At 73.1% G+C, this 23,088-nt stretch carries 14 protein-coding genes, 1 tRNA gene and 1 riboswitch; of the genes, 7 read left to right on the plus strand and 8 right to left on the minus strand.

What is annotated here, in order from left to right:
• Positions 1–77: 77 nt before the first annotated feature.
• Together ACFV9W_RS31290 and ACFV9W_RS31295 are read right to left on the minus strand one after the other, a co-directional pair.
• A complete protein-coding gene (locus ACFV9W_RS31290) occupies positions 78–2,171 on the minus strand; it encodes an ATP-binding protein (protein WP_385767638.1) in 2,094 nt (697 codons plus the stop codon).
• 215 nt (positions 2,172–2,386) lie between these two features.
• Positions 2,387–3,106: a PP2C family protein-serine/threonine phosphatase gene (locus ACFV9W_RS31295; protein WP_385767641.1), complete on the minus strand. Its 720-nt coding sequence runs from the start codon at positions 3,104–3,106 to the stop codon at positions 2,387–2,389.
• Between the two features lie 505 nt (positions 3,107–3,611).
• Between ACFV9W_RS31295 and ACFV9W_RS31300 the strand changes: the two genes are divergently transcribed.
• From ACFV9W_RS31300 to ACFV9W_RS31320, 5 genes are all read left to right on the plus strand, one after another.
• Positions 3,612–4,835 (plus strand): alginate lyase family protein, encoded by a 1,224-nt coding sequence (locus tag ACFV9W_RS31300; RefSeq protein WP_385767644.1) that lies wholly within the window; start codon positions 3,612–3,614, stop codon positions 4,833–4,835.
• 62 nt (positions 4,836–4,897) lie between these two features.
• A tRNA-Met gene (locus ACFV9W_RS31305) sits at positions 4,898–4,971 on the plus strand.
• Between the two features lie 185 nt (positions 4,972–5,156).
• Complete coding sequence (locus tag ACFV9W_RS31310) at positions 5,157–6,275, plus strand: PP2C family protein-serine/threonine phosphatase (protein WP_385767647.1); 1,119 nt, start codon at positions 5,157–5,159, stop codon at positions 6,273–6,275.
• Positions 6,276–6,540: 265 nt separating this feature from the next.
• A riboswitch (cyclic di-AMP (ydaO/yuaA leader) is annotated at positions 6,541–6,676 on the plus strand.
• 11 nt (positions 6,677–6,687) lie between these two features.
• Entirely contained in the window at positions 6,688–7,740 is a 1,053-nt protein-coding gene (locus ACFV9W_RS31315; protein ID WP_385767650.1) for a M23 family metallopeptidase, read from the plus strand.
• 143 nt (positions 7,741–7,883) lie between these two features.
• Complete coding sequence (locus ACFV9W_RS31320) at positions 7,884–8,840, plus strand: aldo/keto reductase (RefSeq protein ID WP_385767653.1); 957 nt, start codon at positions 7,884–7,886, stop codon at positions 8,838–8,840.
• 36 nt (positions 8,841–8,876) lie between these two features.
• On the opposite strand, the gene ACFV9W_RS31325 is transcribed toward ACFV9W_RS31320, so the two are convergent.
• From ACFV9W_RS31325 to ACFV9W_RS31340, 4 genes are all read right to left on the minus strand, one after another.
• Positions 8,877–10,211 carry a PrsW family intramembrane metalloprotease gene (locus ACFV9W_RS31325; RefSeq protein WP_385767656.1) on the minus strand — a complete coding sequence of 445 codons (1,335 nt, stop codon included), beginning with the start codon at positions 10,209–10,211 and terminating at the stop codon, positions 8,877–8,879.
• 73 nt (positions 10,212–10,284) lie between these two features.
• Positions 10,285–11,052 (minus strand): tRNA (guanosine(46)-N7)-methyltransferase TrmB, encoded by a 768-nt coding sequence (gene trmB, locus ACFV9W_RS31330; protein WP_385767659.1) that lies wholly within the window; start codon positions 11,050–11,052, stop codon positions 10,285–10,287.
• Between the two features lie 42 nt (positions 11,053–11,094).
• Positions 11,095–12,294 carry an L-2-hydroxyglutarate oxidase gene (gene lhgO / locus ACFV9W_RS31335; RefSeq protein WP_385767662.1) on the minus strand — a complete coding sequence of 400 codons (1,200 nt, stop codon included), beginning with the start codon at positions 12,292–12,294 and terminating at the stop codon, positions 11,095–11,097.
• Positions 12,295–12,561: 267 nt separating this feature from the next.
• Positions 12,562–13,983: an MFS transporter gene (locus tag ACFV9W_RS31340; RefSeq protein WP_385767665.1), complete on the minus strand. Its 1,422-nt coding sequence runs from the start codon at positions 13,981–13,983 to the stop codon at positions 12,562–12,564.
• Positions 13,984–14,603: 620 nt separating this feature from the next.
• Between ACFV9W_RS31340 and ACFV9W_RS31345 the strand changes: the two genes are divergently transcribed.
• Positions 14,604–16,697 carry an asparagine synthase-related protein gene (locus ACFV9W_RS31345; protein ID WP_385767668.1) on the plus strand — a complete coding sequence of 698 codons (2,094 nt, stop codon included), beginning with the start codon at positions 14,604–14,606 and terminating at the stop codon, positions 16,695–16,697.
• Positions 16,698–16,789: 92 nt separating this feature from the next.
• The gene (locus ACFV9W_RS31350) at positions 16,790–20,068 is read left to right on the plus strand and encodes a BTAD domain-containing putative transcriptional regulator (protein WP_385767671.1); all 3,279 of its coding nucleotides are present in this window, start codon (positions 16,790–16,792) and stop codon (positions 20,066–20,068) included.
• A 10-nt stretch (positions 20,069–20,078) separates the two neighbouring features.
• Here the strand turns inward: ACFV9W_RS31350 and ACFV9W_RS31355 are convergent, their stop codons facing one another.
• Together ACFV9W_RS31355 and ACFV9W_RS31360 are read right to left on the minus strand one after the other, a co-directional pair.
• Entirely contained in the window at positions 20,079–21,986 is a 1,908-nt protein-coding gene (locus ACFV9W_RS31355) for a sigma-70 family RNA polymerase sigma factor (protein WP_385767674.1), read from the minus strand.
• A gap of 239 nt (positions 21,987–22,225) precedes the next feature.
• Complete coding sequence (locus ACFV9W_RS31360) at positions 22,226–22,990, minus strand: TetR/AcrR family transcriptional regulator (RefSeq protein WP_385767677.1); 765 nt, start codon at positions 22,988–22,990, stop codon at positions 22,226–22,228.
• Positions 22,991–23,088: the final 98 nt, after the last annotated feature.

Genomic DNA, 23,088 nt, shown 5'->3' on the forward strand with positions numbered 1-23,088 from the left:
GTGATCGCCGACGGCATGCCGCCCCGCTGCTCTTCTCGGCCGGCCGGCGGTCCGCCCTGCGGTGAGCGGACACGCCCTCACCGCAGGGCGAAGCCGATGCCGTCGTCGATGTCCGCTTCGAGACCCTCGCGGTGGGCCGTCCCGTACCGGGCGTCGCCGAGGGCCGTGCGGAGCTGGTGTTCGCAGGTGTGGCGGGTCGCCAGGAATTCCCGCACCCCGGCCCGGTCGCGCCCGATGGAGTGCCAGAGGGCGTCCGCCGTGCCGAGCAGCCGGGCGGCGCGCGCGGGGTCCGACCCGGCCAGCGACGTGGCCATGGTGTCGAGGTCGACAGCGGCGCCGAAGGTGTCGTGCAGTTGCCATTTGAGGGCCAGCGAGTCGCGGGCGTGGCGGAGCGCGGCAGCCGGGTCGCCGTCGGCCAGCGCGGCCATGGCCAGGAAGTAGCGGGCGTAGGCGCGCAGCCACAGGTCGCCGTGGAGTTCGCTCTCCTCGCGCATCACGTCGGCGGCCGACGCGGCCTGCGTGAGCTCACCGAGCTGGAGATGGGCGTACGAGGTGATGCCCCGGGTCAGGAGCCAGATCGCGAGGGCGCTGCCCGAGGCCGGGGGACGGGGCGGTGAGGCGCGGCAGACGTCGAGGGTCCGGGCCGGGTGGCCGGTCATCACGAGGCGGGTGCCCCGGACGTAGCGCACGGCGGCCGTCGCCACCGGGTCCGCGAGCCGGTCGGCCATCGGCAACGAGAGGCTCTCCAGCGCGGTCGAGCGCGTGAAGTCGCCTTGAAGGGTGGCCACATGGCCGCAGGACCACAGCGCCCGCAGCAGCTGAGGGCCCTCCGGCGCCTTGCGGTCCTCGGCGAGCGCCCGCTCCAGGTAGCCGCGGCCCTCGCGCAGGAAGCCGCACCCGGTCCAGAAGAACCACAGCTCGCCCGCCATCTCCAGCGCGGGGAGCGGGTCGGGGTCGGCCAGGCAGGCTTCCAGCGCCGCGCTCAGGTTGGCGTGCTCGGCGGTCAGGTGCCCGTACCAGGCGACCTGTTCCGGGCCGACCCACGCGCGGTCCCCGGACCGGGCGAGCCGCCGGTAGTGGTCGCGGTGGGATGCGCGCAGCGGTCGCTCCTCCCCGAGCCGGGCCAGCCAGGCAGCGCCGTACTCGCGGATCGTGTCCAGCATCGAATAGCGGGGCCCGCGGTCGGTGTCCGTGCGCTGGAGGACGGACTGGTCGACGAGGCGGTCCAGCAGTCCGGCCACCTGCCCGCCGGCGAGTGGGCCCCCGGCGCAGACCCACCGGGCGGCGTCCGGCTCGAAGCCGCCGACGAACACCGAGAGCCGGGCCCACAGCAGCCGCTCCAGCGGCGTGCACAGCTCATGGCTCCAGCCGATCGTGGTGAGCAGCGCCCGGTGCCGTTCGTCGCCCCGGCCGGCGGGATCGTCGTGCCTGGTCAGCAACTCGAAGCGGGCGTGCAGGCGGCGGTCGAGTTCGGCCAGCGACAGTTCGGGCAGCCGGGCGGCGGCCAGCTCGACGGCCAGGGGGATGCCCTCGAGGCGCGCGCAGATCGCGGCGACCGCGGCGCCGTCCCGCTCCGCGAGCGCCGCCCCGGGCGACGTTTCCACCGCGCGCAGGGTGAACAGCAGTTCCGCGTCGGCGGGCACCGCGCCGGGGCGGCGCGTCCCCGTGGTGACGGGCAGCGGGGGAACCGCCACCGTCCGCTCGCCGTCGGTCCGCAAGGGGATCCGGCTGGAGGCCAGCACGTGCACCCCGGGGGCCGCCGCCAGGAGCGCCCGGACGAAGTCCCCGCAGCCGGCGGCGAGGTGCTCGCAACAGTCCAGGATCAGCAGCAGCCGCTTGTCCGCCAGCCACTCGGCCACCACCTCACGCGTGGGCCGGGGGGACTGGTCGGACAGGCGCAGCACCTCGTAGAGGGCGAGCGCGATCGTCTCCTCCTCCCTGATGGGGTAGAGCTCGACCAGCCACACCCCGTCGGGAAAGGCGGCCTGGGCGTCGGCTCCCACCTGCCGGGACAGCCGGCTCTTGCCCACCCCGCCCGGCCCGGTCAGCGTCACGAGCCGATGGGTGCTCACCAAGTCCTGGAGGGCGCTCAGTTCGTCCTCGCGTCCGACGAAGCATGTCGTCTCGCAGGGCAGGTTGCCCTTCGTCCGCTCGTGCCGGGAGCTTTCCATGTGACCCGTCCCCCTCCGGTGCGGCGGCCGCCGTCCACCGGCCGCACCCGAGTCTGCTCCGGCGCCGCCACCCACACGCCAAATGCCATGAGCTGCCCGGATCCTCTTCCGGAGCGCACACATGGCCACAGCATCCGGCCACTCCCGGCCAGCCGCCGCCACGGTCCGGTCGACCGGGGAGCCGGGCGCGGCCGGCACCCCCGGGGCCGGTGGGCTCAGGCGCGGCGGTGCTCCAGGAGCAGCAGGAGGGCGTCGTCGTTCAGGTGGCCGCCGGTGTGGCGGAGCAGGTCGCTTTCGATGCGGGTCAGATGGCTGCCGGGGTCCTCGGTGGGGTGCGAGGCCGCGCTTTCGGCCAGCGGGAAGTCGAGGCCGAGCGGGCTGCGGGCCTCGGTGACCCCGTCGGTGTAGAAGAGCAGGCGGTCGGCGGGGGCGAACGGCATGGTGTGCGTGGTGAGGCGGCCGTCGGCCAGGTCGAGGAGGCCGAGGGGCAGCGCGGGCGTCAGTACGTTGGCGAAGACGGCCGAGGAGCCGCGGACCACCAGTGGGGGCGGGTGGCCGCAGCAGAGCAGTTCGGCCCGGGCGTCGGTGCCGATGGTGCCCAGGATGGCGGTGACGTACTGCTCCGGGTGGGGTGAGCGGGCGATGAGCGAGTGGAGCCGGTGCGCGATCCCGCCCAGGGCGGGTTCCTCGGGGGCGAGCAGCCGCCAGGCCCGCAGGACCGCGGCGGCGGTGCCGTGGGCCGCCGCGCCGTGGCCCATGACGTCACCGATGATCAACCTCACCCCGTCGGCGGTGGGGGCGACGCCGAAGATGTCCCCGCCGGAGCCGGTGACCGGCGAGATGTGACGGGCGATCAGTCGCAGTGGCCCGGAGGCCACGGTGACGGGGTGCAGTGTGAGTTGACCGGGGCGGCTGTGACCTGCGCTGTGCGACATGCGGGGTCCCGTCGTGTTGCGTGAACCCACGAGCGTAATTGGGCGTTGACCGCCGGTGTGCTCGATAAGGCGAGTACCGCTACCTACATCTATTTGTCGAAAGCTTTCTTCTCGGACCACCGCATCCGAGGGGGCCCGAAATGCCGAAGCGGGGCACCGAGGCCGGACTGTGCGGCGCGGGGAAAAGGGCCCGAAAGGGGCGGAAGGAGTGCGAAGGTGACACGAAGAGCGCAGGGAAGCGGCACAGGGCCGTTCCCGACCGGCGCAACAGATCCTGCGCCGACCGCCCGCAGGCGTCAGGCTGCTAGACGAGCGAGTCCGGCCCCCTGCCTGCCGGAAATGGCTTGGCACGCACGCTCGCGGCGTTGTCGTCGGTTGCCGACGCTCCGCGTCGACGCCCTCCTCCGCCTTGCGATCGCACGCACCAAGCCATTTCCGGCCCGCCCTCCGGGCGGACGACAGGGGGCCGGACTCGCTCGTCCAGTGATCCGACCGGAGGTGTTGCATGGCAGCGGGCGCACGGACGCGACGCGTTCTTCTGGGGGGCCTCGTCCCTCTGTTGGTGGTGGCCGCGACGGCGTGCGGCGCGGCCACACGGACCGACTCCGACGTGGGGGCGCACCCCGAGCACCGGCCCTCCGGCGGCCCCTTCGCGCACCCCGGCGTCCTGGTCGGCAAGGGGCAACTGGCCGCGGTCCGCGACCACGTGACCCGCAAGCAGGAGCCGTGGATCTCCGCGTACAAGGAGATGAGCACCAGCAAGTACGCCGACCTCGACTACAAGGCCAAGCCGTACGCCACCGTGAAGTGCCCCTTCGACGCCGAGGCCGGACAGGGCTGCGTCGAGGAGCGCGAGGACGCCATCGCCGCCTATACGCAGGCCCTGCTGTGGAACGTCACCCGCGACAAGGCGCACGCCGCCAAGGCCGTCGAGATCATGAACGCCTGGGCGGACAAGGTCACCGGGCACAGCGAGGACAACGCGGGGCTCCAGGCCGCCTGGGCCGGCGCGTCCTGGGCGAAGGCCGCCGAGCTGATGCAGTACACGTACAAGGACTGGCCGGACGGGCAGGAGCTGAAGTTCCAGCGGATGCTGCGCGAGGCCTACCTGCCGGAAGTGCGCGGCGGCTCCGCGGACTTCAACGGCAACTGGGACCTGGTGATGGCCGACGCGACGATGAGCATGGCCGTCTACCTGAACGACCAGAGCGCCTTCGACCAGGCCGTCGGGCACTTCAGGGACCGTGTCCCCGCGTACTTCTACCTGTCCTCCGACGGGAAGCTGCCGGTGAAGCCGAAGGGCAGCGGCATCGACACCCCGAAGGAACTGCGGACGTACTGGTTCGGGCAGAAGACCTTCAAGGATGGGCTCGCCCAGGAGACCTGCCGCAACTTCAAGCACGCCAGCTACTCGCTCGCCGCCACCTCCCACATGGCCGAGACCGCCTGGCACCAGGGCGTCGACCTGTACGGGGAGGTGAAGGACCGGCTCGCCGCGGCGCTGGAGCTGCACTCCAAGTACCAGCTGGGCGCCAAGGCCCCGTCCTGGCTGTGCGGCGGGAAGGTGCAGCGGGACATGGGGCCCGACACGGAGGTGGGGCTCCAGCACCTACAGGGGCGGCTGAAGATGGACCTCCCGCACACCGAGAGGCTCACCGAGAAGCAGCGTCCCGAGGGGACGGACGACCTGTTCGTGGCGTGGGAGACGCTGACGCACGCCGCCGCGTGAGCGGTCACGCGAAGCGATTCGCGTTCACTCCCCCTGATGGCGTAGAGTTGTGAACACAACGGCGCGGGGTGGAGCAGCTCGGTAGCTCGCTGGGCTCATAACCCAGAGGTCGCAGGTTCAAATCCTGTCCCCGCTACTGAAGAACAGGGCCCGGAATCTCATGAGATTCCGGGCCCTGTTCGTTTGTTTTCCGCATGCTCGCCCGTGTTGCGCACGTCACGTTCCCCACCCGTACGGCCCACCCCTGCTCGCCTCCGCGTCCCCGTGCGGGAACTCTTGGTGAGACGCCGGAAGCTGGCAGGGAACGGCAGGAGACGAGTGGTGGGGCAGCGAACAGGAGGCACCGGCTGGAGACGGAGGAGGCACGGCTCCGACACCGCGAGCACTCGCCTCTTCCTTCGGCTGCTGCCCCTGCTGCTCGTCATCGGCGGCGCGGTCTACGAGTACGTCACCCCCAGCGGCTTCCCCGGTGCCCCCTTGTTCAGCGCGGCTCCGCTGGTGGCCGCCCCGTTCTTCTCGCTCGGCGCGACGGCCCTGGTCGGCGTGGTGTCGATCGGAGCGATCGTCGCGGTGCACCTGCGCTTCACGGAGAACCTCGACTCCGTGTTCGTCACCGAGATCGTCACCGTGGCCACCGTCTGCCTGCTGGCCTGCCTGCTCAACCGGATCGTCTACCGCAGCTACGAGCAGCTGGCCTCCGCCCGTGAGATCGCCCAGGCCGCCCAGTTGGCGGTGCTGCCGGAGCCGGCCCGGCGGCTCGGCGGTCTCGCCATCGCGGCGCGCTACGAGGCGGCGCAGGCCGACGCGTTCATCGGCGGCGACCTGTACGCGGTCCAGGACACCCCGCACGGCATCCGGATCATCGTCGGTGACGTGCGCGGCAAGGGGCTCGGCGCGGTCGCGGCGGTCGCCGTCGTCATCGGGGCGTTCCGGGAGGCCGCCGAGCAGGAGGGCTCCCTGGAGGCGGTCGCCCAGCGCCTGGAGCGGGCCCTGGCCCGCGAGGGCACCCGGCGCAGCGGCATCGACGACTTCGAGGGCTTCACCACCGCGGTGCTCGCCGAGATCCCGCACGGCGTCGACCTCGTGCGGGTCCTGAACCGCGGTCACCCCGCCCCGCTCCTGCTGCTCGGCGACGGCACCGTACGCGCGCTCGACCCGTGCCAGGCGGCGCTGCCGCTCGGCATGAGCGAACTGGGCAGCTGGCCCGACCGGGCCGTCGAGGCGGCGTTCCCGTCCGCGGCCACGCTGCTGCTCTACACCGACGGGCTCTCCGAGGCGCGCGACGCGAACGGCCGCTTCTACGATCCGGCGGCCCGGCTGTCGGGACGCCTCTTCCCGGGGCCCGAGGAACTCCTCGCGGCCCTCGCCGCGGAGGTGCGCGCGCACACCGGCAACGGGACGACCGACGACATGGCGCTGCTCGCCGTGCGGCGGACCTGAGGTCCTTGATCGTTTGTTACTCGAGGTAGCCGACCGTAGTCGAACGGCGTCGCTCCGCATAACAATTGACGTACCGTCAGAGGATTGAGTCCGTTGAATGTGGGGACGGTGTGACGTCAACTCGCCCCGTTCCGCCCGCTAGTGTCCTGAAAAGTCCTGGCCAGAGTCGTGAACGATCAGTGGGAAGCGCTTGGAATTACTGTCTGCTGTCTATTAACGTTCGATAACGCAGCGCGGTCGTCCCAGCCGTCACAAGAGATGGCTCCGTGCGCACACGCCTAATCCCGCAAGGGAGCCGGGGAACCACCAACTTGGGGTGAATCGGACACCTTTGGTGTCCGTAGGAGACCTTCCTGCTCCGAACCCGTCAGCTAACCCGGTAGGCGAGAAGGAAGGAAAGGAGAGCGCCCCCGTGGCGTCGAACCGGCCTGCCCCCGACTTCTTCTACGGCCCCGAAGACACCTCCGGCGTCGAGCAGGAGACCTGGGAAGAGTGGAATCCCACCGAGGAGTCCCTCGCTCCCGTCCGCGGCAGGCATCGCGTAGCCCGCCGCCGCGGCGGATTCGCGCGCAGCTCCACTGTTCTCGGCGTCGGCGTGGTCGCCGCCGTCGGTGCGGGCGGCATCGCCACCGCACAGGGCGGCAAGCCGCCGGTCCACATCTCCATGCCCGACCTCTCCGCGGTCAAGGACTCGCTGCCCGAGGCCAAGTCGCTGCCGGGCGTGGGCTCGCTGATATCCGACGGCTCGGACTCCGGTTCCGACTCCGGCGCCACGGCCTCCCCGCTGAGCGGCGCCGGAATCACCCAGGCCGAGGCCGCCGACGGACAGACCGGCGCGGGCGAGGCACTGCGGGCCCGCATCATGCAGCAGGCCGAGACGCAGCAGGACGCCGCCGACGCCTCCGCGAAGCAGGCCGCCGAGGAGGCCGCCGCGCAGCAGGCCGCCGAAGAGGCCGCCGCCAAGCAGGACGCGGCGAAGGCCAAGGAGATCGCCGCGAAGAAGAAGGCCGAGGCGGAGGCCCGCCGCAAGGCGGAGGAGGAGCGCCTGCGCAAGCTGGCCGCCGCCTTCAAGCTCCCGGTCGCCTCGTACACGCTCTCCGGCACCTTCGGCCAGCCCGGCTCCATGTGGTCCTCCGGCTACCACACGGGCCTCGACTTCGCCGCCTCCACCGGTACCCCGATCCGCGCCATCCACTCCGGCACGGTCACGGAGGCCGGCTGGGCGGGCGCGTACGGCTACCGCACGGTGCTCACGCTCGACGACGGCACCGAGCTGTGGTTCTGCCACCAGTCCTCGCTCAATGTCAGCGCGGGCCAGAAGGTCACCACCGGCGACGTCATCGGCCGCGTGGGCGCCACGGGCAATGTCACCGGGCCGCACCTCCACCTGGAGGTCCACCCCGACGGGCAGTCCACCGGCGTCGACCCCGGGTCGTGGCTGCGCGACAAGGGCCTCTCTCTCTGAGGACCCATGAGTCCGTGAACCCGTGAACCCCGGCGGTCCTGGCGCTGACCCCCCGACGTCAGGGCTGCCGGTTTGCCCATTCTTGGGGCAACTTCCGGGGTGCGCCCGGAATACCGTATTCCGTACGGGTGTTGAGGCAGAGCATGACTTCCTCCTCTTCCACGCTGCGCAAGCTCGGCACCTCCGACCTCGAGGTCTTCCCGCTCTCCCTGGGCGGCAACGTGTTCGGCTGGACCGCCGACGAGGCCACGTCCTTCGAGGTGCTCGACGCGTACGTCGCCGCGGGCGGCAACTTCATCGACACCGCCGATGTGTACTCGGCCTGGGTGGACGGCAACAAGGGCGGTGAGTCGGAGACCGTCATCGGCACGTGGCTGGCCTCGCGCGGGCGCCGCGACGACGTCGTCATCGCCACCAAGGGCAGCCAGCACCCCGAGTACCAGGGCCTGTCCGCCGCCAACATCAAGGCCGCGGCCGACGCCTCCCTGAAGCGCCTGGGCACCGACCACATCGACCTGTACTACACGCACTACGACAAGCCCGAGGTGCCGGTCGAGGAGATCATCGGCGCCCTCGACGAGCTGGTGAAGGCGGGCAAGGTGCGGCACATCGCCGCGTCGAACATCTCCGCCGAGCGCCTGAAGGAATCCCTCGACTTCTCCGACCGCGAGGGCCTCGCCCGCTACGTCGCGCTCCAGCCGCACTACAACCTCGTCTCGCGCGACACGTACGAGGGCGAACTCCAGGACGTCGCCGCCCGCGCGGGCCTCGGCTCCGTGCCGTACTACGCGCTCGCCTCCGGCTTCCTGACCGGCAAGTACCGGCCGGGCGTCGCCGTCGACAGCGCGCGGGCCGCCGGTGCGGGCAAGCACCTGGAGACCGAGCGGGGGCAGCGGGTCCTGACCGCCCTCGACGAGATCGCGCAGGCCCACGACGCGGAGATCGCCACGGTCGCCCTCGCCTGGCTCGCCGCGCAGCCCACGGTGACGGCGCCGATCGCGTCCGCGCGGACCGTCGAACAGCTCCCGGCGCTGCTCGCGGTGGCGGACCTGCGGCTGACGCAGGCGGACCTCGACCGGCTGACGGTGGCTTCCGCGTGAGCCCTCGGCAGCAGTGAGCCCTCGGCAGGGCCGGCGTCAGTACCGGTAGGGGTTGTAGTTGTACGTGGGGTACGCGGGGCCCTGTGCCAGCGGGCCCGCGTACACCGGGGGCAGCCACATCGGCGCCGCGATCTGGGAGCCGTACGCGAGCGCCGGGCGCGCGTAGTGGCGCCGCACCCACAGCGCCTCGAGCAGCTCCCGCTCCCGTACGACGAAGTCCGCGCCGGCCTTGCCGCGGCGGCCGCGGTGGCGCAGCAGTGCGAGGGACGTCGCGTAGTCCTCGTACTCGACGACCGCCGTGGCCGCCGTCCGGCCGCCGTAGTGCGTGGCGAAGTCGCGGGCCAGGCGCCGCGCCTTGAGCGAGCCGAGCGCGAACGGCTCCGGCGGGGCGAGCCAGCCCGCGGCGACGTAGGCGGGCAGTTCCTGGCGCACGGTGCGCAGCTCGCGCTGGCGCACGTACACCGCGAGCCAGGTGAGGACGCCGAACACCGGCACCATGAACGCGGCGTACACCGTGAAGAAGCCGTACTCGCCGAACGAGGACGAGCCGTTCCAGAACGCGTGCATGCCCATCGCGGCGAACAGTCCGGCGAGCGGGAGCAGCATCCGGCGCAGTCGGCCGCGGCCCGGCGCCATAGCGGCGGCGATGCCGAAGCCGATGCCGGTGAGGACCGTGAACAGCGGGTGCGCGAACGGGGACATCACGACGCGCACGAAGAAGGTGGCGGCGGTGACGGAGGTCAGGCCGGGGCCCGTGCCGGAGAGCTGGTCGGTGCCGAAGGCGTTGCCGAGATAGAGGATGTTCTCGGTGAACGCGAAGCCGGTCGCGGTGACCCCGGCGATCACGACGCCGTCGACGATTCCGGTGAAGTCGCGTCTGCGGAACAGGAAGACGAGCAGCACGGCCGCCGCCTTCGCGGTCTCCTCGACGATCGGGGCGATGACGGTGGCGCCGAGGGTGTCGGCGCTGGAGGGGTCGGCGGTCGCGGTCTCTATCCAGCGGGTCGCGAAGCTGTTGGCGACGATCGCTATCAGCGCCGCCGCGCACGCGCCCCACGCGAAGGAGAAGATCAGGTTCCGCCAGGGGCCCGGCCGTACGCGGTCCAGCCAGCGGAACGCGGATATGAGGAGGGGGACGGGCAGCACGGCGAGGCCGAGCCCGACCAAGAAGCCCTCCGTGCCGGTCTGCTCGCGGACGAGGGCGAGGATCACCACCCCGGAGACCGCGAGCAGCGTCGCCAGTGCGGTGACCCGCACTCCCTTCCGCTCCCACCAGCGGGGATGCGGAACCGCACCGTGCGGGACCGCGCCGCTCGGGTGTGCGCCGAGGACGTCGTCCTGCCGGTGCGGATAGACGGGATACGAGGCCACCAATTGACCCTAACGAGGGATGCGCCGCGCCGCGACGGGGCCGCGGAGATCCGGCCCGCACCCGCCCGTGGAACTACCGGCGCCGGAACAGCAGGTCGTGCACCACGTGGCTCTTGTCCAGGCCCTTGCCCTCGAAGCGGGTCAGCGGGCGGAACGCGGGGCGGGGCGCGTAGCCGCCGTCCTCGATCGTGTTCTCGTAGTCGGGGTGCGCGGTGAGGACCTCGAGCATCTGCTCCGCGTAGTCCTCCCAGTCGGTCGCGCAGTGCACGAGCGCGCCCGGCTTGAGCGGTCCTGCCACAAGGGACAGGAATTCGGCCTGGATCAGCCGCCGCTTGTTGTGGCGCTTCTTGGGCCAGGGGTCGGGGAAGTAGACGCGCAGCCCGTCGAGGCTGTCGTCCGGGAGCATGTCGCGCAGCAGCACGATCGCGTCGCCGTTCGCCACCCGAACGTTGTCGGTGCCCGCGCGCTCCGCCAGGTTCAGCAGATTGCCCTGTCCCGGCGTGTGCACGTCGACCGCGAGGATGCCGGTCGTCGGATCGTCCTGTGCCATCTGCGCCGTGGCCTCGCCCATGCCGAAGCCGATCTCCAGGACGACGCGCTCGACGCCGGGGAACAGCTCCGCGAGGTCGAGCCCCCGCTGTCCGTCGATGTCCAGGCCCCACTTGGGCCACAGCCGCTGCAGGGCGTCGGCCTGCGCGTCGGTGACCCGGCCGCGGCGCGGCTGAAAGCTGCGGATGCGGTGCTCGTAGTGCGACTGCGCGGGGTCGGGCCGGGGCCCGTCGGGGAACCGCGGCTCGTTGGGGCGGGCGGTGGGCGCGGGGGTTTCAGACGACTCAGACACAGTGGGACCGATTTTACGGGCAACCCGAACGCCGGTGCGGCCTCACAACAACGCCAGGACCCGCCGCGCGATCTCCCGCCCGATCGGCAGCGACGCCGTCGCCGCGGGCGACGGCGCGTTCAACACGTGGACCGCCCGCGCCCCCTCCCGGATCAGGAAGTCGTCCACAAGCGTCCCGTCCCGCAGCACCGCCTGCGCCCGCACCCCCGCCGCCACCGGCACCATGTCCTGCGCGGTGACCGCCGGCACGAGCCTGCGCACCGCCTTCGTGAACGCCGACTTCGACAGGGACCGGTGCACTTCACCCGCCCCGTACCGCCAGTGGCTGCGCGCCATCCGCCACGCCCCGGGCCAGGCCAGCGTCCCGCCCACCTCGCGGGGGCGGACGGTCCCCCAGTCGTAGCCCTCGCGCGCGAGCGCCGGCACCGCGTTGGGACCCACATGGACGCCGCCGTCGATCCCCCGCGTCAGATGCACGCCGAGGAACGGGAACGCCGGGTCCGGCACCGGGTAGACGAGCCCGCGCACCAGGTCGGGGCGGCCGAGCTCGAAGTACTCGCCGCGGAACGGCACGATGCGCATCTGAGGGTCGTCCCCGGTCAGCCGCGCCACCTCGTCGCAGCGCAGCCCCGCGCAGTTGACGAGCACCCGCCCGCGCACCACGTCACCGGAACTCGTCCGCACGGCGACGCCCCGGTCCGCGCGGCGGTCGACCTGCACGACGTCCGCCCCGTAGCGGATCTCGGCACCGGACGCCTCGGCGAACAGTTCGGCGACCGCGCGGTAGTCGACGATCCCCGTCGTCCCCACGTGGATCGCGGCGAGGCCGCGCACCTGCGGCTCGTACTCCTGGATCTGCGAGGCGCCGAGCTCGCGCACCGGTATCCCGTTCTCCCTGCCGCGCTGGACGAGGGCGTGCAGGCGCGGCAGCTCGTCCCGCTCGGTGGCGACGATCAGCTTTCCCGTGACCTCGTGCGCGATCCCGTACTCCGCGCAGAACTTGACCATTTCGGCGGCGCCGCGCACCGCGAACCTCGCCTTGAGCGAGCCGGGCCGGTAGTAGATCCCGCTGTGGATGACCCCGCTGTTCCGCCCCGTCTGGTGCCGGGCCGGTCCTTGCTCCTTCTCGAGGACGACGACCCGGGTCCCCGGCGCCGCCCGCGACACGGCATACGCGGTGGAGAGTCCGACGATCCCCCCGCCGACCACCAGCACGTCCCCGTCATACCCAGCCGCCCCCACGGGCCTCACCTCCGCTCCCGACACACCTGGACGAGTAGTTCCGAACTCCTGCCTGCCGGGAATGGCCTGGCACGCACGCTCGCGGCGTTGTCGTCGGTCCCCGACGCTCCGCGTCGTCTCCCTCCTCCGCCTTGCGATCGCACGCACCAAGCCATTCCCGGCCCGCCCTACGGGCGGACGACAGGAGTTCGGAACTACTCGTCCAGCATCTTGCCCGACCCCACTGACAATTCATGCGGGCAGCCTCGGGCCCACGGACCGCGCGGCCTACGCCGGCGCCATCAGCAGCGGCCGCGCCCGCTCCCGCAGCTCCACCACCCGCGGTTCGTCCCCGTACGGCTCCAGGCGGTGCAGCAGGTCCTTCACGTACTCCGTGGTCCGCGCGGACGAGATCCGCCCGGCGACTTCGAGTGCCCGGGTGCCCTGCTCGCATGCGGCGTCCAGGTTCCCCGACTCCAGCTCGGCCACCGCCGACACCACGAGCCGCAGCCCGTGCGAGCGCACGAACTCCTCGGTGGGCTTCGACAGCGCCTGCTCCGTGAAGCGCCGCACCTGGCGGGGCGCCTTCAGGTCGCGGTAGCACTCGGCCGCGTCCGCCGCGAACCGGTCGTAGGAGTAGAAGCCGAGCCACGAAGGGTCGGTGTCGCCGTCACGGGCCCGCTCCAGCCACCCCTCGGCGGCCCGCAGCGCGCCCCCTGCCGCGTGCCCGTCACCGGTGCGCGCGTGCGCGCGTGCCTCGATGAGCCGGAAGAAGCTCATGGTCCTGGCCGTCGCGAGCCCCCGGTTGCGCTCGATCGCGGCCTGCGCGAGGTCGACGCCCTCGTCACCGAACCCGCGGTAGGTGGCCTGCAGCGACATGGACGCCAGGACGTAACCGCCCAGCGGCACGTCCGCCGCCGCGCGCGCGAGCCTGAGCGCCTGGATGTAGTAGCGCTGCGCCGCCTCCTGTTGCCCGGTGTCGAACGCCATCCACCCGGCCAGACGCGTCAGTTCGGCCGCCGCCCCGAAAAGCGAGCGCCCCACCTCGTCCGAGTACGAGCCGAGCAGCAGCGGTGCCGCCTCCACCCGGAGGCACTCCGGCACCATCGACGAACGCCAGTCCCCGCCCCCGTACTTGGAGTCCCAGCGGCGCGCGTCCTCGGCGGCCTCGCGCAGCTTCTGCACATCGCTGTGGCCGACCTTCTGCGGCGGGCCGTCCTCCACGTGGTGTGCCTCCCGGGCCACCGAGGAGTCGGCCGGGGTTATCAGCCACCGGGACGCGGGCGTCGCGTACGCGCTCACGGCGAACGATCCGGCCAGCGACTGCCAGATCCCGCCGCTGCCCGCCCGCCGCCCGGCGAGGTCGAGCCGGTACAGCTCCGTCGCGGACTTCACCGCCTGCCGTACGTCGCGCGGGAAGGCCAGGCCCACCTCGGGCGCGGGGTCCGCGTCGGCCAGGCCGATCTCGTGCAGCGGCACGGGCCTGCCGAGCTTCTGGCCGATCGCGGCGGCGATGAGGTGCGGGGCGGCGCCCTGCGGCACCATGCCCTTCGACACCCAGCGCGCCACCGACGTCTTGTCGTAGCGCAGCGTCAGACCCCGCTGCGAACCCAGGTCGTTGACACGGCGGGCCAGACCCGCGTTGCTGATTCCCGCGAGGGCGAGGACGGCGCCGAGCTTTTCGTTCGGCCCGCGTTGCTCCCTGGACATGAGCCACCCCTCGACACAGACGGCTGCCGCGCCGGGCACCACGCCGACTTTTTCGGCCTGGCATAACCGCGCGGCATTCGTACACACAGCGTAGTTCGCCGCATCCCAAGCGTTAAGGGTCGTCATTCCGGATGGCGGGATTGTTGTCCGTACTGAAGTACGGCGCAGGCCACGCCGTGTGACCGTGTGCTCCGGGCGTGGTGCCGTGCGCCTGTGCGTGCGCTCTTACCCGTACGGCGGGGCGGCGGTTGCATGGGACCTGCGTGGGTCGGCCCGCTGTACTGGATCCAGTGGGCTGGGGGACACCGCCGCCTACATCCCCGCGGGCGGCGGACCGGTCCGGGAGGTGATGTGCGCCTCCCGGACTGTATGCCCACACGCTGTGGCCGAAGCGGGGTGTTCACCTCCGGCCAACCGCGGCCGATTTGGCCGAATCTCGCCCCTGTCATCCGGACTCGCCCGGGTCGTACCACGGTTCAACCACGGCTTAAATGGGGCGCATTGGGGGGAGCGTACGCCATTTCCCGCTTGCTCCTTCCCTTCGCCGTGTCCCCTCTTTGAGGCCTCCTTCGTGGCAGCATGGGGACCCCTTGTGTTGTCCACAGCCTGTGGAGGCGGCGATGCGCTGGTTGGTGGGGTGGAGCAGTGCCGCCTCCGGGCCCGTTGCCCTCGGTTCCGCGGGTGCCATGGGGTCGGAGGGCGAAACGGTACATCCGGTCGGCTCCCAACTCCTGTGGGGCGACCCGGATCCGCTGTGGGCGGTCGGCGACTGGCGCGCCGACGAGGTGCGCATCGTGCGGGCCGACGACCAGACGCGGATCGCCGTCCTCGGCGTGTGCGGAGCCTCCGACGAGCAGCTGAGGGTCGGCCTGTTCGCCGCGCGCGGCGGCGCCCTGCGCCACCTCACGGCGTGGCCCGGCAGCTACACGGCGGTCGTCCAAGTGGGCCGCCGCGTCACGGTGGTGGGCGATCTCGCGGGCGCGCGCCCCGTGTTCCACACCCCCTGGGCGGGCGGCACCGCGTACGCGACGGCGGCGCTCCCGCTCGCCGACCTCATCGAAGCCAACCTGGACGTGGGGCACTTGGCGGCGCTCCTCGCCGCGCCCGACGTCCCGGAGGCGCTGCACGACTCGACGCCGTACCAGGGTGTGCACCGCATCCCGCCGGGCCACGCGCTGATCCTGCGCACCGGGTCCCGCGAGATCGCCGGCTACGAGCCGGTGGCCTCGCTCGCCGTGGGAGTGGGCGCCGTCGACCCGGAGAGCGCCGTGGACGACGTGCGCGACGCCCTCGTCGAGGCGGTACGGGCCCGGCTCGCGGCGCCCCGGCACGTGCCCGGCACCGACCTCGACCCCGGGCCCGTGCCCGGCATGGGCCCCGCCGAGCGGCGAGCCGCCCGCGGCATGCCCGTGCCCGGCATCGGGGCCGACGTCTCCGGGGGACCGGCGTCCGGCACCCTCGCCCTCCTCGCGGCGGGCCTGCCCGGCATGCCCGGCACGGTCCTCGGGCACGGCACGGGCGCGGGCGAACGCCTCCTCGCGGTCACCTTCAACGACCGCTCGTCGCGCGCGGACCAGCACGAGGCGGAGCTGGAGAGAGCCGGGGCGCTCGCCGCGAACCCGCGTCTGCACCACGTGGTGGTGGCGGCAGGCGAAGAGGCGCTCCCGTACGCCGAGTTGGACGGGCCGCTCACCGACGAGCCGAGCCCCTCCCTCATCACGGCCGCCCGCCACCGCGCCCGCCTCGTCTCCGGCAGCGCCGACCACTTCACCGGCTACGGGGCCCGCCAGGTCCTGGACGCCCATCCGGCGCGCCTCGCCGACCTGCTGATGGACCGGCGGCGCCGCCACATGCTGCGCCCCGTCGCGGCGCTCACCAAGGCGGACGGCTCCTTCACGGTGCCGGCGCGCGTCTACGGAGCGGCCAGAAAACTCGCCCGTACGCCCTACAAGGCGGGCCTCGAAGGGCTCTCCAGCCGGCTCCTGCAGCAGAACTTCGAGGAGCCGGGCGGCGCCGTCGGAGCCTCGCTCGCCGCCCTCGCGTGGGCCAGACCGGGTCCCGCCGCGCGCTGGCTGACCGGAGAGGCACTCGCTGAAGTATCGGTTCGCCTCCACGACGGAAAGACCCGTCCCGGGCCGGGCCCCGGGCAGCGCCCGGGAGAGTTCCGCGCCCGCGCGAGCCTCGCCCGGCACGCGGCGGACCTGCGCATCCTCGAACAGGCCGCCGAGGTCCGCTTCCAGCGCCTGCACGCCCCCTTCCTCGACAACCAGGTCGTCCGCGCCTGCCGCGCCCTGCCCGAGGCACTGCGCGTCCAGCCGGGGGCCCGCGCCGAGATCCTGCGCCGGGTCCTCGAAGGCGCGGGCGTCAGCGAACTGCCGCCCGGCTGGGGCGCGCCCTCCCACGCCTCCTCGTCCGCCGCGACCCGCGCGGGGCTCCGCCTCGCCGCGGACCAGCTGATCGGGCTCTTCGACACACCACTGCTCGCGCAGACCGGCCTGATCGAGGCCCGCGTCGTCCGCAAGGCCCTGCGCTCCGCCGCCGACGGCGAACCGCTGCCGCTCGACGGCCTCGCCGACCTGGTCGCCCTCGAACTGTGGCTGCGCCGCCTCCTCGCCCGCCGCGGCACCTGCTGGACCGGCACCCCGGCACGCGCGCGTGCGGTGCCGACGGGGAGCGTCGTACCGGAGCGCGCCCTGGGGGCGGGACCGAGGTAGCGGCCCGAAGGCCGCGCGCCGCAGCGGTCCGCGGGCGGCCACGCCGGGGAAAAGGCCGGGCCCTCGGGCCGCGCACCGGCGACAATGCCTCAGTGCAGTACAAGATCCTGGGCACCACACAGGCATACGACGACGAGGGCACACCCCTGCCCGTGGGCGGCCCGCGGCTGCGCGCCCTGCTCACGTCCCTGGCCCTGCACGCCCCGCACACCGCCCCCACCGACGCGCTCATCGACGACGTCTGGGCCGACGACCCGCCCGCCGACGCCCCGGCCGCCCTCCAGGCCCTCGTCGGCCGGCTCCGCCGCGTACTCGGCAAGGAGGCGGTCACCTCCGAGACCGGCGGCTACCGGCTCGCCGCGGCCCGCCCGGACATCGACCTGTACGTCTTTGAACGCCTGGCCCGTGAGGGCGCCGCGGCCCTCGCAGCCGACGCCCCGGAGACCGCCGCCCGCACGCTGCGGGACGCGCTCGCCCTGTGGCGCGGCCCGGCCCTCGTCGACCTCCCCGACCACCCGGCGGCCACCCGCTTCGAGGCCCGCCGCCACGACGCCGTCCGCGCGCGCGTGGAGGCGGATCTGCGTCTGGGCCGCGCCCCCGACCTCGTACCGGAGCTGCGAGAGCTCACCACCGCGCACCCGTACGACGAGCCGCTGCATGCGCTATTGATCCGTGCGCTGCGTGATGCGGGGCGCGGGGCGGATGCGCTGGCCGCGTATGAGGGGGCGCGTCGTGTGCTGGCGGACGGGCTGGGGGCGGACCCGGGGCCGGAACTCTCCGCTCTGCACGTGGAGTTGCTCAACGCCTCCGTCCCGAGCGCCCACCCGGGGGTGACGTCTCGGGGCTCTGCCCCGGACCCCGCGCCTCAATCGCCGGCGGGGCTTGAAATGCCCACCCCTCCGGCCCGAACCGGGAATCTTCGCCCACGTCTGAACTCGTTCGTCGGTCGGGAACCCGAACTCGGCGCCATCCGTTCCCACTTGCGAGGAGCACGCCTGGTCACGCTCACGGGCCCGGGCGGCTCCGGCAAGACCCGCTTGGCGGAGGAGGCGGCGGCGCCGCTCCCGAACGCCTGGCTGGTCGAGCTGGCGCCGCTCGACGATCCGGGGGCGGTGCCGGGCGCGGTGGTCAGCGCACTGGACCTGCGCGAGACGGTCCTGATGACGAACGAGTTGTCAGGCCCCCAGACCAATCCGACCAGCCTCCTCGTAGAGCACTGCGCACACCGCAGCCTGCTCCTGATCCTTGACAACTGCGAGCACGTCATCGGAGCGGCGGCCCAGCTCGCCGAAACCCTCCTCACGCGCTGCCCCGGCCTCACGATCCTCGCCACCAGCCGCGAACCCCTCGGCGTACCGGGGGAGTCCGTGCGCCCCGTCGAGCCGCTGCCCCCGGACCCCGCCCACCGCCTGTTCGCCGAACGGGCCGCCGCAGTCCGCCCCGGCTTCGACCCCAGCCAGGACCGGGCCGCCATCGCCGAGATCTGCCGCCGCCTCGACGGGCTGCCGCTCGCCATCGAGCTGGCCGCGGCCCGCCTCAGACTGCTCACGCCCCGCCAGATCGCCGACCGGCTCGACGACCGCTTCCGCCTGCTGACCGGCGGCAGCCGCACCGTACTGCCCCGCCAGCAGACCCTCCGCGCGGTCGTCGACTGGTCCTGGGACCTGCTCGACGAGCGGGAGCGCACCACCCTGCGCGAGCTCTCGGTGTTCGCCGGCGGCTGGGACCTGGAGGCGGCGGAAGCCGTGTGCTCCACCGCGGAGGTCGCCGACGTCATCGGCTCCCTCCTGGACAAGTCCCTGCTCGTCGCCGCGCCCCACCAGGAGCAGCGCGCGGCGGGCATGCGCTACCGCATGCTGGAGACCATCCACGAGTACGCCACGGAGCGCGCCGCGCAGGTCCCCGGGCTCCTGGCGGACGCCGAGCGGCGGCACACGGCGCACCTTCGCGCGCTGGTCGAGGCGGCCGACCCCAAGCTGCGCTCCGCCGAGCAACTCCCGTGGATCCAGCGCCTGGAGGCGGACCTGGACAACATCCGGGCGGCGCTGACCCGCGTCACGTCGGGGCAGGGCCCCGCCGACCTGGAGTCGGCGATCGCCCTGGCGCTGCACATGGGCTGGTTCTGGTGGCTGCGCAACTACCGCCAAGAGGGCTCGAACTGGGTCGAGCGCATCATGGGCATGCTGCCGGACGGCGTGCTCCCCGAGGACACCGAGGACCCGATGTACTGGCCGCAGATGAACCTGCGGCTGCTCTCCCTTTTTCTGCTCTCCGAGGTCCGCCCGCACAGCGCGGTCGCGGGCGAGGAGCAGCGCGCGTACGCGCTGCGCGTGCAGTCCGTCTTCGCGCCGCCCAATCCGCAGGGGGCCCGCTTCCCCGGCATCATCTGGCCGTTCACGCTGTTCCTGCTCGACGGCCGCGACGTGCGTGCCGACCTGGACGCCGCCGTCGCCAACTGCCGTCGTTTCGGCGGTGATTGGGAGCTCGGCGTCACCCTGATGTTCCGTGCGCACATGGCGGTCGACATGCCCGGCAACATGAGCGGCGTCGACGACGACCTCGCCGAGCTGCGGGACCTGAGCCGCCGGGTGGGCGACCGCTGGATGCGGGCCCAGGTGTGCAGTGCGGCGGGCGAGGCCGCCATGGGGCGCGGCCGGTTCGAGGAGGCCAAGGGCGAGTACGAGGAGGCGCTGCTGCTCGCCTACGAAGTGGGGGCGTACGCCGAGTCGCCGTTCCTCATGGCGCGCCTCGCGGAGATCTCCTTCCGCGCGGGCGACCGGGACACCGCGCAGAAGACGCTCGACATGGCGACCGCGGAGGCCGAGCGGTACGGGGTGGTGGACAGCGCGGCCTTCGCCCGGCTGCTGCGCGCCTACCTCGCCCTGTCGGAAGGCGATGTGGCCCGCGCGCGCGAGCACTGCGACGCCTCGCGCGCGGTGGCCGAGGGCGGCACCCCGCCACCGCAGTTCGTCGCGGCACTGGGGGTGATCGACGCGCGCGTCACGGCGGCCGAGTCGGGCCCCCGGGCGGGCCTCGAGATGGTGGTCCGCCTGCTGCGCGACGAGGTCCTCGGGCAGACGGCGGAGTTGGTGACCGCGGGCCTCGTCGACGTCGGGGCGGAACTGCACGCGCGCGAGGGCGACACGGCGCGCGCCGTGCGCCTGTTCGCGGCCGCCGATGTGATGCGCGCCGGTCTGCCGAGGTCGTTGCCGGAGCGCGAGGAGTACGAGGCCGCGGAGTCCCGCGCGCGGGCCGAGCTCGGCGACGCGAGCTACGAGGCCGAGCGCACGGCGGGCGCCGCGCTCACGCACGACGGGCTGCTCGCGGACCTGGCGGGCGACACCAACACCGACGCCGCTACGGGTGGCTGACGCCGGCTGATCAGGTGCAGGTGAAGCGGGACTCCGCCCAGTCGGCGACCGCCACCGAGTCGGCCGGGGTCTTCGGTTCGGTGACGAGCCGGATCGACTTCGCCCCCGACACGTTCACGTGCACCGGCACCGCCGGCTGGCGGCCCTTGACCACGGACGAACTCCAGGCCCGCGCCCCGTCGACGTAGACGGAGAACCGGACGGCCCCGAGGCCCAGCGTCATGTCGTCGACCCCGGCGAAGGCGTCGTACGTCGTGCAGCTGCGGTTGAGGTCGATGGTGACGGAGGACTGCGAGTGCACCGAGACGCCCTTCGCGTACTGCTTGTCGGCGATCGACATGCCGTAGCGCTGCCACACCCAGCTGCTCTCGCCGAGGCGGATCTCCGGCTGCGAGCCGTCACCGGTGGTGTCGTACCGCAGCTCGTTCACCGGGAAGACCTTCGGGGCCGGCGGGGGCGTCGGCTTCGGGGTCGGCTTCGGCGGGGTCGGCTCGGGGGCCGGCGGCTTCGGCTTCGGAGGGGTCGGCTTGGGCTTCGGCTTCGGAGGCGGCGTGGGCTTCGGGGCCGGCTTGGGTGGTGTCGGCTTGGGGGCCGGCGGCTTCGGCTCCGGCTGCGGCGGCTTCGGTTCGGGCTTCGGCTTCTTCGGCTCGATCGGCTGCGAGGCGGGCGGCGGCGCCTGCTCGCGCGCCTCCGGCTTCGGCTTCGGGTCACCGCCGGTGAGCGCCATCGCCAGCGCGACGGCGGTGCCCGCGGCCACCACACCGGCCGCGATCCCCGCCTTCGCGGGCGCCCCGAGTCCCTCGGACGCCGCGCCACCGGCGGCGCCGCCACTCGCGGAGCCGCCGCCCGTCGCCGCGGCCGCACCGGCCCCGGCCGCGCCCGCCGCGCTCGCGGCGCCACCGCCGATGAACGCCGCGGCCTTCGCGTACCCGGCGGCGCCGAACCATCCGATGACCGCGATCGGCACGACACCGGGGATGCCGCTGGCGACTTCCTTGATCTGACCGGCCGCGAGCCGGCACTTGGCGCACTCGTCCATGTGCTTGCGCAGGCCGCGCTCCGCCCGGGTGCGCAGGCTGCCGCGCGCGTAGGCGCCGAGCCGGTCCGCGTAGCGGGCGCAGTCCTCGGACTGGGTGAGCGTGGTCGAGACGTGGGCCTGGAGGTAGGCCTCCTTCAGGCCTTCGCGGGCGCGCTTGGCGAGCACGCGCGTGCCGTTGGCGTCGAGCCCGAAGAGCGTCGCGACCTCGCTGGGCGACTCCTCCTCGACCTCCGTGTGCCACAGCACGGCCTGCCAGCGCTCGGGCAGCGAGCGGAAGGCCTGCATGGCCATCGACTGCTCGGCCTCGTGCATCGCGCGGACGTCGGCGCCCAGATCGAGCGTGTCGTCGTCGCTGGCCTCCAGCGAGCGGGCGTCCTGCGTGGCGAACACGGCGAAGTCGTCGACGAGGTGCTCGCGCTTCGCCGACTTCGTCCAGCCCGCGGCGACGCGGCGCACCGTGGTCAGCAGATAGGCGCGCACCGCGTGCTCGGGTCCGCTGCCGCTGCGCACCGCCTGGAGGGTGCGGGCGAAGACCTCGGCCGTGAGGTCGTCGGCGGTGTGCCCGTCGCGGCAGCAGGTGCGGGCGTAGCGGCGCACGGCGGCGGAGTGGCGGCGGTACAGCTCTTCGTAGGCGCTGTCGTCGCCCGCGCGCATGCGGCCGATCAGGTCGGCATCGGAGGACGGCGCCGGTGCGTCGCCGTCGCCAGCGCCGGGGCCCGAGCCGCTCTCGCGCTGGGGCGGCACCGACGTCTGCATGTCCGGCTGCTCCGCGGGCGTGCGCCCCGGACCGCCCTGGCTCGGCACCTGCCGCGAGGGCAGGCTCTCGGCACTTGTCCCGCCGCCCTCGGGCCGCTGCTCGTCCCGCCCGTCAACGCTCATTGCGGAATGCCCCCGACCGCCCACTCTGACCCGATCACCGGGAAAGAGTGCCACACGCACGGGCCCGCGAAGTGGTTGCTGCACGGCAACCACTCATCCGTGGAGATTTCGCGTGCGCGATCCCTAAGGATCACTCGTTCGGGGAAGCATCAACCACCGTGCCGTAAACGTGAGTTGACCGCGAGTGACCGTCCGGTCGACTCGCGGTCACCCCCATGTTTCGGTGAGGATCCGGGCGCTCACGCGGGCCGTGAGCGCAGCCCCTCGAGCAGGATGTCGAGCAGCCGGGCCGAGGCCGCTTCCTGCTGCACGGCGTCCGGAAGCGACGGGGCCGCCGTCGCGATCACCAGCAGCACGTCCGCCACGGTCACGTCGGCGCGCAGCTCACCGGCCTCCCGGGCGCGGTCCACGAGCCGGCCCACGACATCGAGGAGCGTCGCGGCGCCCGCGTCGTCGGCGGGCAGGCCCTCGCCGCCGACCGCCGGCTGCTGCTCGACGAGCCGCAGCTCCGGTGTCGCGGCACGCTGCTCGGGAACGCGCGGCTCGCCGCGCACGCCCTCCTCGGAGTCGGCGACCCCGACCCGCAGCACCTGCGGCGGCAGCAGTCGGCCCGCGCCCGAGGCGACCGAGGTCCGCAGGAAGCGCGAGAGCGCCGACCACGGCTCGTCCTCCTGGCCGAGCGCCGTGCGCGCCTGGTCCGTCAGCCGAGCGGTCTCCTCCTCGGCGATCCGCCGCACCAGTACGTCCTTGCTGGGAAAGCGCCGGTACACCGTGCCCACCCCGACGCGGGCGCGGCGCGCCACGTCCTCCATGGGTGCCCCGTACCCCAGCTCGCCGAAGACCTCCCTGGCCGCGCGCAGCACATGCTCCAGATTGCGCTGTGCGTCCACACGCAGCGGCGTGGAGCGCGAACTGTCGCCCGCGCCCCGCCCGTTGGCCCCCACGGCCGCACCCGAGGGTGCGACGGCAGAGGTCGAGGTCCAATGAGAGTCCTGAATGTGCATATGTGTTCCCCCGGTAATGACGTCTCCCCCCGGAGACACTCCCCGCCATTGTCTGTCGGAGTCGGAGGAACAGACAGCGATTTCCGGGAGCTTCCCGA

The sequence above is a fragment of the Streptomyces sp. NPDC059897 genome (assembly GCF_042730865.1).
In the GTDB taxonomy this organism is placed as follows: domain Bacteria; phylum Actinomycetota; class Actinomycetes; order Streptomycetales; family Streptomycetaceae; genus Streptomyces.